Genomic DNA, 15,074 nt, shown 5'->3' with positions numbered 1-15,074 from the left:
AAACCAACTTAGCAGAGTAAATGACACTGCGACTAGGCAAGTTAATTTATAATGCAGCTTCTAATTGCGGCAAAACTTCAAACAAATCGGCTTCTAAACCGTAATCAGCCACTTGAAAGATTGGTGCTTCAGGATCTTTATTGATAGCAACAATAACTTTTGAATCTTTCATTCCGGCAAGGTGTTGAATCGCCCCTGAAATCCCCACTGCAATATATAGATCCGGCGCGACTATCTTACCAGTTTGACCAACCTGCATATCATTCGGTACAAAACCCGCATCAACAGCAGCTCGAGAAGCACCAATAGCAGCGCCAAGTTTATCAGCAATACCATCTAACAGTTTAAAGTTATCACCATTTTGCATACCGCGACCACCCGAAATAACGACATTGGCCGCTGTTAGTTCTGGACGTTCTGACTTGGTTAATTCATGACTTACAAATGTCGAAAGATCTGTCGATGTCGCTGCTTCTATGTTTACTAATTCAGCGTTACCAGATAAGTCAGCTTTATCAAATGCAGCGGTACGCACTGTTATAACCTTTTTAGCGTACTCAGACTGTACTGTTGCTATCGCATTACCTGCATAAATGGGTCGCTTGAATGTATCAGAGCTTTCAACAGCGATAATATCCGACACCTGTTCAACATCGAGTAATGCCGCAACACGAGGCATATAATTTTTACCTGTGGTCGTTGCTGGCGCCATAATGTGAGAATAATCTGCCGCCAAAGAAACAACTAACGCTGACATATTTTCCGCCAAAGCATGTTCATAACAAGCGTTATCAACCACCAGTACTTTAGTCACACCGGCAACTTTTTGCGCGCTCTGTGCAACCGACATACAGTCACTACCTGCGACCAAAATATGAATGTCACCACCAATTTGACTAGCAGCATCTGCCGCTTTTAATGTATCGGCTTTCAATTCAGAATTATCATGTTCCGCAATTAATAAAATACTCATGCGATCACCTTCGCTTCATTTTTTAATTTTTCGACTAGGTCTATTACCGATTCGACCATAACTCCAGCCACGCGCTTAGCAGGCTCTTCTACTTTTAGTACATTTAGTTTGGTGGTCGTATCAACGCCCATATCCGCTGCTACTTTGACTTCCAATGGCTTACGTTTTGCTTTCATAATGTTCGGTAAAGAGGCATAACGAGGCTCATTTAGTCTTAAGTCTGTAGTGACAATGGCCGGTAAAGACAATGATACAGTTTGTAATCCGCCGTCAATTTCACGAGTTACCGCAACCTTTCCATCTGCTACATTTACTTCACTAGCAAAGGTGCCCTGCGGCATATTTGTTAACGCAGCTAGCATTTGCCCTGTTTGATTATTATCCGAGTCTATTGACTGTTTACCCAATATGACCAACTCAGGTTGAATTTCTTCAACCACTTTTTGCAATAATTTGGCAACTTGCAAAGAGCCAAGATTGAGGTCAGTCTCAATTTGAATCGCACTATCAGCACCAAGAGCTAATGCGGTACGCAGTTGTTCTTGACATGCTTTTGTGCCAATAGAAACAACAACTACTTCAGTCGCAATGCCCTTCTCTTTTAATCGAACGGCTTCTTCAACCGCGATTTCACAAAATGGGTTCATTGCCATTTTCACATTAGCTAAATCGACATCACTGTTGTCAGCTTTAACGCGCGCTTTAACGTTATAGTCAATAACTCGTTTTATCGGTACTAGAACTTTCATATCATCTCCTAAACCTAAATCAATCTGATATGGGTTTTGTTTACGGTCTCGTTATAATGTAGAACAATGTAATCGCAGTTAACGTAAACGTCAACCTGTGATCACTCTAAAAAAATCATAGAATTGTAAAGTTAACTTATACAAATGTAGGTTGCTTTAGATAAGTTGCAGGGTGTTTAAGAAATAAAAACAATATTTAGAATCTATTCCATAAACACCATTAGAGAATTAAACGACATTAAATTAAGACGCTTGCTGTTCCCAGGCGACCATGCCTCCAGCAACAGAATATACGGCGTCTAGTCCCATACGGTTAAGTGACTCAGCAGCTAATGCTGAACGAGCGCCAGAGCGACAAATTAAATAAATATCTTGATCGGCTAACCCTAACATCGGATCAGCTAAATCTTTAACCGATGGATGTTGAGTAATTTGCATTTCCAACACACCACGAGGATAGTTTACGGCACTTTCTATATGTCCCAATGAGTACTCTGATGGCTCACGAACATCTATAACTACGGTATTTTTATTAAGTATTTCTTTAAAATCAGCAACACTTATTTCACGAATTTCTTGCTTAACATTGGCAACAATGTCTCCAATTGACGTTAACATCGCTTTCTCCTAATTTTTAATTAAAATAATTTGGTATATAACAAAGTGGTTGATACAAGGATCAGTAACACCCCAAGTATTCTCGATAATAGGGTTTGACTCAAGTAACGTGAAAGAACGACACCTGACAAAGAGCCAACAGACGCAATTACACCTATAAACATTAAGGTTTTCCAAGGTAACAGATCAAAATAGTCTGGTGAATATAATGCATATGCTGCGGTACCTACTATAGATTGCAGCAATATGATTACAACACTAGTTGCCGCCGCAGCTCTTATACTTAAATTGGCGAGCAGAATAAGACTTGGAACAATTAAGAACCCTCCCCCAACTCCGATAAAACCAGTAAAAACCGACTATACCGCCGGTGATAACAAGGGAAAGTTTTTTACTTCTGACGAGTCTGTCGAAGGTAAATTTGGCTGCATTAATAGTTTGATTGCGGCTAAAAAGGCCAATAATGCAAATACGCTTATCTGTATTTCACTTGAGGTAAATGAGCCAATTTTTGCGCCAAGGAAACTCATGGCAATACCACTAGGCGCAAAATACACTAGAGCACTAAAATTTGTCGTTTTTGAAAATAAATGCGGTATTGCCGTAACCGCTGAAATAAAACCAACAACGACTAACGAACCAATAATAGCGACTTTATCTTCAATGCCTAGAAAATAAATTAAACTCGGCAAAGTTAAGATTGCACCACCTGATCCAAACAATCCCATCGCCAATCCAATTATTAGAGCAACAACGACCAACAAAATGCATATTCCTAAAAGTTATATCTTATACCCCAAATTGTGACACAAATACTCAAAATGTACACACTTAATTTTTGTCATGGTCTAACATGGACGCCGTCCGCACCGCAGGTTGAAAAACCGTTCTATATCGAACTCTTGGTCGAATGGGTGTTAAAGGCCACTCTCGTTTTTTAGCGGTCAATACGCAAACAGAACCCATTTTGGGCGCAATATTGGCGAACATATTGGTTATGCGACCTTTCTTTTGCTCTTTAATTTCACCTAATAAGGTCGAATGACATAAATAATGTTCATCAATAACCTCAAAACCTAACAGGTTCAGCCAGTCTTTTATCCGTGGAATTGAAAAAGTCGGCAATGCCAAAAAGACTTGTTGGACTTAAATGGCCAAAGCTTGCCAACTAGAAGAAGTGATAAAGGGTTAAACACGGTTAATATTAAGTTTCCGTTAGGCATTAACACTCTATGAACTTCGCGTAACGTTTGATGGGGATCTGCGCTAAACTCAAGAACATGAGAAACCACCGCAGTGTCAATTGCATGTTGAACAAACGGCAATTCATCAATTTCGCCAACGACCCCAGTACTTTCAGTTCTGCTGGCCAAATTAGCTAAACTAATTTGATGGTTAATACGGCATGTTGTGGTATCTATTGCACTGGCAAGTGAACCAATTTTAAGCAAATGATTACCAAAACAAAGATTTAGTCTATGACTTATAGAGGTGTTTTCTTGTTGTTTTAACAGCTCTCCATTTGGAAATTCTTGCCAATGTTCCACTGGCTGGATCCAACGATAACCGAGTGCGGGTTTCATATATATTTGTGACCTTCTCGACAACTAAATTATTAGTTACACTTAAACTATCAACAATGAAAGAAGTAAGCATATGTATCAAGTAGTAAAGATTCCAGCCTTTTCAGACAATTATATTTGGGCTATACACAATAATGAGGGCAAATGTGCGATTGTCGACTCTAGCGATGGCGATGTCGTCATGTCATTTTTACAGATCCAACAGTTTGAGTTAACTGAAATTTTGATTACGCACCACCACTCTGATCATATTGGCGGTGTTAAGCAATTACAAAGTCACTTTCCCAATTGCAAAATATATGGTCCTGACACAAGTCGTTTTAACTCCTTTGCCCAGGAGTTAAACAAGGTGACGTTATAAATTTAGAGGCATCGGATACTCGCATTGAAGTTATCGAAGTTCCCGGACATACCATAGACCACATTGCCTATTTCGACTCAGCCAATGTATTTGTTGGTGATACGCTTTTTCTGCCGGTTGTGGTCGCCTCTTCGAGGGATCTGCAGAACAAATGCTTGTCAGTTTAAAAAAATCAGTCGTTTAGCTCCATCAACCAATATTTATTGTGCACACGAGTACACTTTGTCAAATATTCAATTTGCGAAAACCGTAGACCCATCAAATCAAGATCTTATTGCTTATGAATCAATTGTTAAGGACTTGCGAAAACATGATTTCGCAACTATCCCTACAACCGTAGAAGTTCAAAATAAAATAAATCCATTTTTACGGTGTGATAGTCTTCCAGTAAAACACGCTGTCGAAAAACAATTTTCTACAAAAGACCTTGATGAGAAAGACTGTTTTGCAAATTTAAGACGCTGGAAAGATAGTTTTTAATTGATAAACAGAGTTATTCGGTATTAGCGTAGGCAGAATAAATGGGTTAATATTATTTTTTCCTGTAACTGAATTTTATGTCGCTTAGCCCAACGCCTATTTAGCTGAGTTCACTACTAACCAAATTAAAGACTATTTATGAACAAAACTTATTTATACTGTTTCTCTGGACTATTATCACTAAGTGTTTTGTCTGGCTGTAATTTGACACCTGCTTTTAACACTGACAAAGAGAAAAACCAGTACCAAGCTAAAAATCAAACACCTGAATTAATAGCATCGCCAGAAGAAGTTGTCGACGCATTAACAATAGCTGCACTACAACTGGAAGTTGGTGAGCTTGCCAAAGAACTCAAAACTCCAGAATTTGAGGATGTTTGGGATCGAATTTCTTACCAACTCAGCATAAACGTACCTCAAAACAGACAAGTTGTTACTGAACGTAATTGGTACGCAAAACACCCGAGCTATATAAAACGTGTTTCAGCTAGAGCATCACCATTTCTTCACTTTATTGTAGAGGAAATTGAAAAACGTGAAATGCCAATAGAACTTGCGCTGTTACCAATTGTAGAAAGTGCATTTGACCCATTTGCTTATTCACATGGCCGAGCATCAGGGTTATGGCAATTTATTCCCGGGACTGGTAACCGTTTTAAATTAAAACAATCTTGGTGGTATGACGGACGCCGTGATGTAATCGCTGCAACTCGTGCAGCTTTAGATTACTTGTCGTTTTTACACAAGACGCTAGACGGCGACTGGTTGAATGCAATTGCCGCTTATAACTCTGGCGAAGGTCGTGTTCTTAGAGCAATTAAACGCAACCGTCAAAAGCATCTCCCTACCGATTTTTGGTCGTTAGATTTGCCGAAAGAGACTTCTGCATATGTTCCTAAGCTGTTGGCCCTTGCAGATCTACTTAAAAGAAACGATGAATTTAATTTGGCCTGGACAAAGATCAGCAATCAACCAGCAATCGCCGTGGTTGATGCTAAAAGTCAAATAGATTTGGCAAAAGCAGCAGAATTAGCGGAAATGGATCTAGAAGATTTACACCATCTAAACCCTGATTATAACCAATGGGCCACAGATCCAAATGGCCCACATAAATTCATACTGCCAATTGAGAAGGCAAATGCGTTTGAAGTTGCTCTAGCAAATTTACCTAACAATAAACGCATGTCTTGGTCGCGATATATTGTCAAATCAGGAGATACACTTGGTGGGATAGCACAAAAATTTAATACCTCGTTAGATGTACTTCGAGATGTCAACAAAATCAAAGGCCGATTAATAAGGGTGAACCAAGCGTTATTGATCCCGACATCATCAATCGCCTTAACAGACTATACGTTAACCGCTGAAAATCGCCTTGTTAAAAAACAAAATACCAAACAAGCGTCAAACAAACTGACTTACATTGTGCAATCTGGTGACACATTTTGGGATATTAGTCGCGAATACGATGTCAGTATTAGGTCGCTTGCAAAGTGGAATGGTATGGCGCCAAAAGATCCAATAAAACCGGGTCAAAAACTCGTTATTTGGAAAGATACCGTAACGAAACATCAATCTGAAAATGCGGTCATGCGCGCAATTACATACAGAGTTAGAAACGGTGATTCTTTAGCCCGTATCGCTAAAAAGTTTAAAGTTAAAATTGTCGATATTGCAAAATGGAACCAATTAGACACAGACAAATATCTACGCGTAGGACAAGCTTTAAAGCTCTATGTCGATGTGACTAGAACTTAAAGCGACTAATGCAGTTAATTTTGTAAAACCATAGGGTTGTTTCCACATGAATAAAACAATGAGTGTTGTTTATAAAGTCCTATTTGTTTCGGCATTCTCTCTAATATCATTGTCTGCCCTTGCCGACTTTGACATTAAAGGCGAAGTTAAAATGGTTTACCCAACAGGTGCTAAAGAATCGTCAAAAATGTCGATTGGTTATGTCGCCAAAGAATACGATCATACGTTTAAAATAGGTAAAGCCGAATATGCTGTTTCTGGACGCCCAGACAAATATTCCTTCGTATTAGTTTTACAAAAAACAACTACGTATGGGTTCAGGAATTTTCAAAAAGTTTAATTGAATCTTTTGATTGGAAGATTGGCGAAAAACACATTCGGTTATACAAAGAAATACTAGCAAAACCGGTCATGGGTGATTACATTCTATCGATAGACGACAAGGACTACTTTTTTCAAAAAACATCGCTCAAATTACATTTTCGTTTAATGAAGAAGGGTTAGAAGAAATAGAAGTAGACGGCATGGTTGCCAGTTTAGGCCTTAATAAAGTAAAAGCTGAGTGTAAGGCTAACGAAAATGAAGAAGCTTCAGGTGAGCCTTGTGAGTCGCCTGAAGGCTAGTCATTAACTGTATTAAATTTACAAGGTTAAATTATGAAAATAGTAATCAGTTTGATGTTATTGGTTTGCGTTAATGTATTTGCCTGCGAAGAAAATGATCTATCAGACAATGATAAATTTATTAACGCCGTAAAAACGGCTGACTTTGTTTATATTGGCTCAGTTTCTCGACTTTATAAGTCACCTATAACAAAAACAAACCTAGACGGTTATAACGCTATTGTATTTGAAGTAACAGAAAAGATAGCAGGTAAAACATCAAATTATATGGATGTAGAAATTGCTCCACTCTGCGGTATCAGTCCAGCACAAGATATTGATTATTGGCCACAAGAGCTTGGTGGTGAATATGTAGTATCGGGTATTTTTATCGACGACGTTTATTATGTAAATGCCATTATGGAAATTGATAAGGCGATGGACATTCTTTACGAAGTCACTCGGATTGCTAGAGCAAATATTAAAAACTAATACCCATTTTTTAAAATCCAAAAATTAGATACAAAAAAGGCACCCTAAGGTGCCTTTTTTATTAAACTAAGTGGTAGATTACCAACCAGTTTTTTCTGCAAGTGCTTTGCCGATTTCAGCAAGAGAACGTACAGTTTTAACACCAGCTGCTTCTAACGCAGCAAACTTGTCGTCAGCTGTACCTTTACCACCAGAGATGATAGCGCCGGCATGACCCATACGCTTACCTTCAGGTGCAGTAACACCGGCAATGTAAGAAACAACAGGCTTAGTTACATTTTCTTTAATGTAAGCAGCAGCTTCTTCTTCAGCTGTTCCGCCGATTTCGCCGATCATAACGATTGCTTCAGTCTGCGGATCATTTTGGAACATTTCCAATACGTCGATGAAGTTAGTACCTGGGATTGGATCACCACCGATACCAACACAAGTAGACTGACCAAAACCAGCGTCTGTAGTTTGTTTAACCGCTTCGTACGTTAATGTACCTGAGCGAGAAACAATACCTACTTTACCTTGGTAAATGAATGTGACTAAGGCATAATACCAATCTTACATTCACTAAGGAGTGATTACGCCTGAGCAGTTAGGACCGATTAAACGCACACCTAGCTCGTCACACTTAACTTTACAGTCAAGCATATCAAGAGTTGGAACACCTTCAGTGATACAAACGATTAGCTTGATACCAGAGTTTGCGGCTTCTAGAACTGAATCTTTACAAAATGCAGCAGGTACATAAATTACTGACGCGTCCGCACCAGTTTCTGCAACCGCTTCAGCAACAGTATTAAATACTGGAAGACCAAGATGCGTTTGACCACCTTTACTAAGGCGTTACACCACCAACCATGTTAGTGCCGTATGCAATTGCTTGTTCAGAGTGAAAAGTACCTTGTGAGCCAGTAAAACCTTGGCAGATTACTTTAGTGTCTTTATTAATTAAAACGCTCATTATTTGCCCTCTGCAGCTTTAACTACTAACTCAGCAGCACTTTGTAAGCTTTCTGCTGCAATGATATCTACGTCTGAGTTCGCTAATACTTCACGACCTTTCTCAGCATTTGTACCTTCTAAACGCACAACAACTGGAACTGAAACACCAACTTCTTTAACTGCACCGATGATGCCTTCTGCAATCATGTCACAACGAACAATACCGCCGAAGATGTTAACTAAAACAGCTTTAACATTGTCATCAGATAAAATGATTTTAAATGCTTCAGCAACACGTTCTTTAGTTGCGCCACCACCAACATCTAGGAAGTTTGCAGGACGACCGCCATTAAGGTTTACGATATCCATCGTACCCATAGCTAGACCAGCACCATTAACCATACAACCAACGTTTCCGTCGAGTGCGACATAGTTAAGTTCCCATTTTGCTGCATCAGCTTCACGCGCGTCTTCTTGTGAAGGATCGTGCATTTCTCTGATGTCTGCGTGACGACCAACAGCATTGCTGTCGATTGCAACTTTAGCGTCAAGACAATGTAAGTCACCAGCTGGTGTAATAACTAAAGGATTAACTTCAATTAACTCAACGTCTTTTTCTTTAAACATTTTCGCAAGACCTAAGAAGATCTTAACAAATTGACCTACTTGCTTACCTTCAAGACCAAGTTTGAACGCTAAGTCGCGACCTTGGTAAGGTTGTGCACCCGCTAAAGGACAGATAGTCGCTTTAAGAATTTTCTCAGGCGTTTCTTCTGCTACTTTCTCGATTTCAACACCACCTTCTGTAGATGCCATGAAAACGATACGACGGCTAGAACGGTCAACAACCGCACCTAGGTATAATTCTTGAGCAATGTCAGTACATGGTTCAACCAAAATACGACTTACAGGCTGGCCATTCTCATCAGTTTGATAAGTAACTAAACGCTCGCCTAACCATTTTTCTGCAAATGCTTTAATTTCGTCTTTAGTATTAACAAGTTTAACACCACCTGCTTTACCACGGCCACCGGCGTGTACTTGTGCTTTAACAACATAAGCATCACTAGAATTAGATCAGCAGCTGCTGCCGCTTCGGCTGGAGTTTCAGCTGCGAAACCTTTAGATACAGGAAGCCCGTATTGAGCAAACAACTGTTTACCCTGATATTCATGCAAATTCATGAGGTTCAATCCATCTCTTTTATAAGTTAAAGGCTGCAGAACATCTACAGCCCAAATTACATGCGGGGATATTATAGTTCACCCCTAAATTAGTGCAATACAACTAAAGTATAAATTGGAATAATTGCACTAATTTTGTTAGCTTTATTTTACTTTTGTTTATAAATTAAACATCAAGTAACAAGCGTGTCGGATCTTCTAGCAACTCTTTAATTGTTACTAAGAATCCAACTGATTCCTTACCGTCAACCAATCTGTGATCGTAAGACAATGCCAAATACATCATAGGTAAGATTTCTACCTTACCTTCAACCGCCATTGGTCTATCTTGAATTTTGTGCATACCCAAAATCGCAGATTGTGGAAGGTTAATAATTGGCGTTGATAACAACGAGCCAAATACACCGCCATTGGTTACTGTGAAGTTGCCACCTTGCATCTCATCAACAGTTAATTTGCCGTCACGACCTTTAATTGCTAGTGCTCGAATACCATTTTCGATTTCAGCAAAGTTCATTTTGTCGCAATCGCGTAGTACTGGTGTAACTAAACCACGAGGCGTAGAAACAGCAATACTTACGTCAAAGTAATTATGATAAACGATATCGTCACCATCAATTGACGCATTTACAGCTGGGAAACGTTTTAATGCTTCAACAACTGCTTTTACATAAAACGACATAAAGCCTAAGCGAGCGCCGTGGCGTTCTTCAAATACGTCTTTATATTGCTTACGTAAGTCCATAATTGGCTTCATGTTAACTTCGTTAAACGTGGTTAACATTGCAGTAGAGTTTTTAGCTTCTAATAAACGATTTGCAATTGTTTTACGTAAACGAGTCATCGGAACGCGTTTTTGTGTGCGTTCACCCAGAACTTGTGCCGAAGGAGTCGCAGAAGCTTTAGGTGCCGCTTTTGGTGCCGCAGATTGCGCTTTCATAAAGTTTTCAACATCTTCTTTAGTAACTCGCCCACTTTTGCCAGTACCTGTAATTTTAGATGCATCTAACCCTTTTTCAGAAATTAAACGACGAACTGAAGGCGATAACGCATCATCAGAAGACGTTGTTTCCTCAGCTTCAGCCGCTGGAGCAGACGCTGCAGAAGCACCACCTACGGTAATTTCTGCAATAAGTTGTTCGCCAAGAACCGTTTCGCCTTCAGGGCTAATGATTTTAGTGACAACTCCGTCTTCAGGAGACACAACTTCAAGTACTACTTTATCTGTTTCAACATCAACTAAGTTTTCGTCACGGCTAACCGCTTGACCTTCTTGAACGTGCCAAGTAGCTATAGAAGCATCTGCAACCGATTCAGGTAATACAGGAACTTTGATTTGAATTGTTTTTGACGGTGCTGCATCTGCTGCTGGAGCCGACGCTGCTTCTGCTTTAGGTGCTGCTGGTGCCGCCGCGGCTCCTGCTGCACCAATAGTTGCAATTAATTGTTCGCCTAAAACTACGGCACCTTCTTCTTGAAGAATTTCAGTAACAACACCATCTTCTGGTGATACAACTTCCAACACAACTTTATCAGTTTCAATGTCTACCAAATTCTGGTCACGAGAGACTGTGTCGCCAACTTTTACGTGCCAAGTCGCAACTGAGGCGTCAGCAACTGATTCTGGTAATACTGGAACTTTAATTTCAGTAGTCATGATTAATCCTTGAGATTATTTAATCGTTAATGCGTCATTAACTAACGCTTGTTGTTCTTTAGCATGGACAGAGGCATAACCAACTGCTGGTGAAGCTGATGCTTTACGACCGGCATATGTTAGGTTTGCTTTTGCTGGAATTGAATTCCAGAAATGGTGTTGGCTACAGTACCAAGCGCCTTGGTTCTGTGGCTCTTCTTGACACCAAACAAAATCTGTCACGTGTTTATATTTTTCTACTACCGCATCCATTTCTGCATGTGGGAACGGATATAACTGCTCCACACGAACAATGGCAACATCGTCTTGTTCAGCTTTACGACGTTGATCTAATAAGTCGTAATATACTTTTCCTGAACAAAATACCACGCGTTTGACGTTTGCTGGATTAATCTCATCAATCTCATCAATTACATTGTGGTAAGTACCTTCGGCCAATTCTTCCATAGTTGAAACGGCTAAAGGATGACGAAGCAATGACTTAGGTGTCATTACGATAAGTGGTCTACGCATTGGGCGTATCTGTTGACGACGGATCATGTTAAATACTTGAGCCGGAGTCGAAGGTACACACACCTGCATGTTGTGGTCAGCACACAATTGTAAGAATCGTTCCATTCTTGCCGAACTATGCTCAGGACCTTGACCTTCATAACCGTGTGGCAATAACATTGTAAGTCCACATAGGCGGCCCCACTTTTGTTCACCAGAGCTTATAAATTGGTCAATTACTACCTGTGCTACGTTGGCAAAGTCACCAAATTGTGCTTCCCATATAACCAAAGATTCTGGTTCAGCAGTTGCGTAACCGTATTCAAATGCGAGTACACCGACTTCAGATAACACGGCATCGAATATTTCGAATTTACCTTGTTCTTTATGTAAATGTTGAAGTGGGATATACGTAGATGCATCAACTTGATTATGCAATACAGCATGACGGTGGAAAAACGTACCACGACCAGAGTCTTGACCTGTAATACGGATATCGTGACCATCATCACATAATGCAGCATAGGCTAATGTTTCTGCAAAACCCCAATCGAGAGGTTTTTCACCCGCTAACATTTTACGACGCTCGTCATATTGTTTTTTAACCCGAGAGTGCAATGTGTGCTCTGCTGGGTACTGAGTGATTTTCTCACCTAGCTCATTCAATTTTTCAACTGAAATCGCTTTATTGTATTCAATGTCCCAATCGTGATTTAGGAAAGGTCGCCAATCTACAGAATGTTCTGTCATCGGACGCCATTCTTCAACTGTACATTCGCCTTTATCTAAAATTCCACGATAATCGTCAGCCAATTGCGTAACGTCTGATTCTTGGATCGAACCTTCAGCAACTAAACGTTTGATATAAAGGTTTCTTGGAACCGGGTGTTTTTTGATTTTTTGGTACATCAAAGGCTGAGTGGCATTTGGCTCATCAGCTTCGTTGTGCCCATGGCGGCGATAACACACTAGATCGATTACAACATCACGACGGAATGTATTTCGGTAATCAACGGCAAGTTGAGCAACCAGCGCCACAGCTTCAGGGTCATCACTATTTACATGAAATATTGGTGCCTGAACCATTTTCGCTATGTCCGTACAATATTCAGTAGAACGTGCGTCTTCTTGCAGTGACGTTGTAAATCCAACTTGGTTATTTACAACAATACGTACCGTACCACCTACTTTATAAGCACGTGTTTGGGACATATTAAATGTTTCTTGAACAACACCTTGTCCTGCGATTGCAGAATCACCATGAACGGTAATTGCTAACGCTTTAGAACCATTTTCACAATCACGACGGTCTAATCGAGCACGAACAGAGCCCATTACAACCGGGTTTACAATTTCAAGGTGAGACGGGTTAAACGCTAACGCTAAGTGGACATTACCACCGGCTGTTGCAAAATCTGATGAAAAACCTTGGTGATATTTAACGTCACCTGCGGCCAGTGATTCATCAACTTTGCCGCCAAATTCTTCAAATAATTCGCCTGCTTTTTTACCAAGTACGTTAACTAAGACGTTTAGTCGACCACGGTGGGCCATACCAACTACAACTTCTTTTTGACCTTGCTCGCCGGCACGATGAATAATTTCTTTGATCATTGGAACAAGTGAATCGCCACCTTCCAATGAGAAACGTTTCGCGCCTGGGAACTTAGCACCTAGGTACTTTTCTAATCCGTCGACAGCAATTAAACCTTTTAAGATGCGTTTTTTAACATCTAAAGAAAATGAAGGTTTGCTTTGAATTGATTCTAAACGTTGTTGGATCCAACGCTTTTCGTCTGTATCAGTAATGTGCATGTATTCTGCGCCAATCGGACCACAATATGTGTCTTTTAGCGCTTCATACAATTCACCAAGCGGCATTTTATCTTTGCCGATTGCAAATGAACCCAGATTAAATTCTCGCGTTTTATCAACGTCATCAAGTTCGTGGTGAGCTAAGCTCAATTCACGTACTTTTTCACGTTGCCACAATCCCAAAGGATCAAGGTTGGCGTTCTGGTGACCACGGAATCTAAACGCGTTAATGAGCTGAAGCACTTTAACTTGTTTTTCATCTGCTTGGTCAGCAACTGATACGACAGTACGGTCTTTTGTTTTGGCAAGTTGAGCGAATAAGTCGCGAATTTCTGAATGCTTGGTTTCAACGGAAACCCCCTCTACTTTTGGCAGAGTATCAAAAATTTCACGCCACTCATCAGAAACAGAAGTCGGGTCGTCTAAATACAACTCATACATCTGTTCAACATATACCATGCTGTTAGCTGATAAATGTGAACTATTCAGCCAAGATTGCATAACACCTTCGTGCATTAGATATATATCCTTGTTAGTCGATTTGTGACTAGCTTTTTCTTGTTTAAAAATAAAAAGAGCCCTTCCAAATAAATGAAACGACTCTTTCTCTTGTTAGGTCATTACAGCCTCAGTTTTCACTTTCTAAACTGACCTCTGCAACAACATAGACTTGATGTGTCCAATCGCCTTTGTCGGGTTTAACCCTTTAGGACAAACGTTGACACAGTTCATGATACCGTGGCAACGGAACACACTAAATGCATCGTCTAAGTCAGCCAGTCGCTCATCAGTTGCGGTGTCACGGCTATCAATTAAGAATCGATAAGCATGTAACAAACCAGCAGGTCCGATAAACTTGTCTGGGTTCCACCAGAACGATGGGCATGACGTAGAACAACATGCACAAAGAATACATTCGTACAAACCATCAAGCTTTTCGCGATCTTCAACAGATTGAATATATTCGCGAGCCGGTGGCATTTTGTCGTCGTTAATTAAGAATGGCTTAACTTTTTCATATTGCGTGTAGAACTGAGTCATATCGATAACTAAGTCACGTACAACCGGCAAACCAAGGTAATGGACGTAATATAGTCGTCCCTGTACCAAGTGCAGATAGCGGCGTGATACACGCTAAGCCATTTGTGCCATTCATGTTAAGACCATCAGAACCACATACACCTTCACGACAAGAACGACGGAATGACAATGTTGGATCTTGTTCTTTTAATAACATTAATGCGTCTAGTACCATCATGTCTTGACCGTCTTCAACTTCAAGTTGATAGTCTTTCATGTATGGAACATCATCTACATCAGGGTTATAACGGTAAATCGAGAAATTCAAAGTTTTCATATTTCGTTACTCCCCTA

13 protein-coding genes and 4 pseudogenes are annotated in these 15,074 nt (G+C 40.1%); 5 read left to right on the top strand and 12 right to left on the bottom strand.

The window, feature by feature from the left end; genetic code table 11:
- Positions 1–46: 46 nt before the first annotated feature.
- From PN838_RS01600 to PN838_RS01570, 7 genes and pseudogenes are all read right to left on the bottom strand, one after another.
- Positions 47–973 (bottom strand): electron transfer flavoprotein subunit alpha/FixB family protein, encoded by a 927-nt coding sequence (locus tag PN838_RS01600; protein WP_272179570.1) that lies wholly within the window; start codon positions 971–973, stop codon positions 47–49.
- On the bottom strand, positions 970–1,722 hold the full coding sequence (locus tag PN838_RS01595) for an electron transfer flavoprotein subunit beta/FixA family protein (protein ID WP_215962813.1): 753 nt from the start codon (positions 1,720–1,722) through the stop codon (positions 970–972). Before PN838_RS01595 ends, PN838_RS01600 begins: the two co-directional genes overlap by 4 nt.
- Before the next feature lie 243 nt (positions 1,723–1,965).
- Positions 1,966–2,340 carry a rhodanese-like domain-containing protein gene (locus tag PN838_RS01590; RefSeq protein ID WP_215962812.1) on the bottom strand — a complete coding sequence of 125 codons (375 nt, stop codon included), beginning with the start codon at positions 2,338–2,340 and terminating at the stop codon, positions 1,966–1,968.
- A 20-nt stretch (positions 2,341–2,360) separates the two neighbouring features.
- Positions 2,361–2,684, bottom strand: a pseudogene (locus PN838_RS01585) (TSUP family transporter); the annotation flags it as partial.
- 15 nt (positions 2,685–2,699) lie between these two features.
- Positions 2,700–3,101 carry a sulfite exporter TauE/SafE family protein gene (locus PN838_RS01580; protein ID WP_272182490.1) on the bottom strand — a complete coding sequence of 134 codons (402 nt, stop codon included), beginning with the start codon at positions 3,099–3,101 and terminating at the stop codon, positions 2,700–2,702.
- A gap of 70 nt (positions 3,102–3,171) precedes the next feature.
- On the bottom strand, positions 3,172–3,471 hold the full coding sequence (locus PN838_RS01575; RefSeq protein ID WP_272179569.1) for a hypothetical protein: 300 nt from the start codon (positions 3,469–3,471) through the stop codon (positions 3,172–3,174).
- Positions 3,438–3,923 (bottom strand): class I SAM-dependent methyltransferase, encoded by a 486-nt coding sequence (locus tag PN838_RS01570; protein WP_272179568.1) that lies wholly within the window; start codon positions 3,921–3,923, stop codon positions 3,438–3,440. Before PN838_RS01570 ends, PN838_RS01575 begins: the two co-directional genes overlap by 34 nt.
- A 73-nt stretch (positions 3,924–3,996) precedes the next feature.
- On the opposite strand from PN838_RS01570, the gene PN838_RS01565 reads away from it, so the two are divergent.
- The 5 genes from PN838_RS01565 (at position 3,997) to PN838_RS01545 (ending at position 7,616) form a co-directional block, all read left to right on the top strand.
- Entirely contained in the window at positions 3,997–4,284 is a 288-nt protein-coding gene (locus tag PN838_RS01565) for an MBL fold metallo-hydrolase (protein WP_272179567.1), read from the top strand.
- 222 nt (positions 4,285–4,506) lie between these two features.
- On the top strand, positions 4,507–4,764 hold the full coding sequence (locus PN838_RS01560) for a hydroxyacylglutathione hydrolase C-terminal domain-containing protein (protein WP_272179566.1): 258 nt from the start codon (positions 4,507–4,509) through the stop codon (positions 4,762–4,764).
- 138 nt (positions 4,765–4,902) lie between these two features.
- Positions 4,903–6,522, top strand: a complete 1,620-nt coding sequence (locus PN838_RS01555) for a lytic transglycosylase (RefSeq protein ID WP_272179565.1) — start codon at positions 4,903–4,905, stop codon at positions 6,520–6,522.
- 46 nt (positions 6,523–6,568) lie between these two features.
- Complete coding sequence (locus PN838_RS01550) at positions 6,569–6,862, top strand: hypothetical protein (protein WP_272179564.1); 294 nt, start codon at positions 6,569–6,571, stop codon at positions 6,860–6,862.
- Positions 6,863–7,178: 316 nt separating this feature from the next.
- On the top strand, positions 7,179–7,616 hold the full coding sequence (locus tag PN838_RS01545; protein ID WP_272179563.1) for a hypothetical protein: 438 nt from the start codon (positions 7,179–7,181) through the stop codon (positions 7,614–7,616).
- 78 nt (positions 7,617–7,694) lie between these two features.
- Here the strand turns inward: PN838_RS01545 and sucD are convergent.
- The 5 genes and pseudogenes from sucD to PN838_RS01520 all read right to left on the bottom strand — a co-directional run bounded on the left by sucD (position 7,695) and on the right by PN838_RS01520 (position 15,057).
- Positions 7,695–8,571: pseudogene (gene sucD / locus PN838_RS01540) on the bottom strand (succinate--CoA ligase subunit alpha).
- A pseudogene (gene sucC, locus PN838_RS01535) lies at positions 8,571–9,736 on the bottom strand (ADP-forming succinate--CoA ligase subunit beta). The pseudogenes sucD and sucC overlap by 1 nt, the downstream one beginning before the upstream one ends.
- A 166-nt stretch (positions 9,737–9,902) precedes the next feature.
- Positions 9,903–11,393 carry a 2-oxoglutarate dehydrogenase complex dihydrolipoyllysine-residue succinyltransferase gene (gene odhB, locus PN838_RS01530; RefSeq protein ID WP_272179562.1) on the bottom strand — a complete coding sequence of 497 codons (1,491 nt, stop codon included), beginning with the start codon at positions 11,391–11,393 and terminating at the stop codon, positions 9,903–9,905.
- A gap of 15 nt (positions 11,394–11,408) precedes the next feature.
- A complete protein-coding gene (locus tag PN838_RS01525; protein ID WP_215962802.1) occupies positions 11,409–14,216 on the bottom strand; it encodes a 2-oxoglutarate dehydrogenase E1 component in 2,808 nt (935 codons plus the stop codon).
- A 126-nt stretch (positions 14,217–14,342) separates the two neighbouring features.
- A pseudogene (locus PN838_RS01520) lies at positions 14,343–15,057 on the bottom strand (succinate dehydrogenase iron-sulfur subunit).
- Positions 15,058–15,074: the final 17 nt, after the last annotated feature.

This window comes from Psychrosphaera algicola (assembly GCF_028401425.1).
GTDB lineage: Bacteria > Pseudomonadota > Gammaproteobacteria > Enterobacterales > Alteromonadaceae > Psychrosphaera > Psychrosphaera algicola.
This window is presented reverse-complemented; position numbering and strand designations above follow the sequence as displayed.

What these genes read in the sequence shown, in the direction of transcription:
- PN838_RS01565 (WP_272179567.1), top strand. Translation starts at nt 3,997, where the DNA reads ATGTATCAAGTAGTAAAGATTCCAGCCTTTTCAGACAATTATATTTGG.
- PN838_RS01550 (WP_272179564.1), top strand. Translation starts at nt 6,569, where the DNA reads ATGAATAAAACAATGAGTGTTGTTTATAAAGTCCTATTTGTTTCGGCA.
- odhB (WP_272179562.1), bottom strand. Translation starts at nt 11,393, where the DNA reads ATGACTACTGAAATTAAAGTTCCAGTATTACCAGAATCAGTTGCTGAC.
- PN838_RS01590 (WP_215962812.1), bottom strand. Translation starts at nt 2,340, where the DNA reads ATGTTAACGTCAATTGGAGACATTGTTGCCAATGTTAAGCAAGAAATT.
- PN838_RS01570 (WP_272179568.1), bottom strand. Translation starts at nt 3,923, where the DNA reads ATGAAACCCGCACTCGGTTATCGTTGGATCCAGCCAGTGGAACATTGG.
- PN838_RS01600 (WP_272179570.1), bottom strand. Translation starts at nt 973, where the DNA reads ATGAGTATTTTATTAATTGCGGAACATGATAATTCTGAATTGAAAGCC.
- PN838_RS01545 (WP_272179563.1), top strand. Translation starts at nt 7,179, where the DNA reads ATGAAAATAGTAATCAGTTTGATGTTATTGGTTTGCGTTAATGTATTT.
- PN838_RS01525 (WP_215962802.1), bottom strand. Translation starts at nt 14,216, where the DNA reads ATGCACGAAGGTGTTATGCAATCTTGGCTGAATAGTTCACATTTATCA.
- PN838_RS01555 (WP_272179565.1), top strand. Translation starts at nt 4,903, where the DNA reads ATGAACAAAACTTATTTATACTGTTTCTCTGGACTATTATCACTAAGT.
- PN838_RS01595 (WP_215962813.1), bottom strand. Translation starts at nt 1,722, where the DNA reads ATGAAAGTTCTAGTACCGATAAAACGAGTTATTGACTATAACGTTAAA.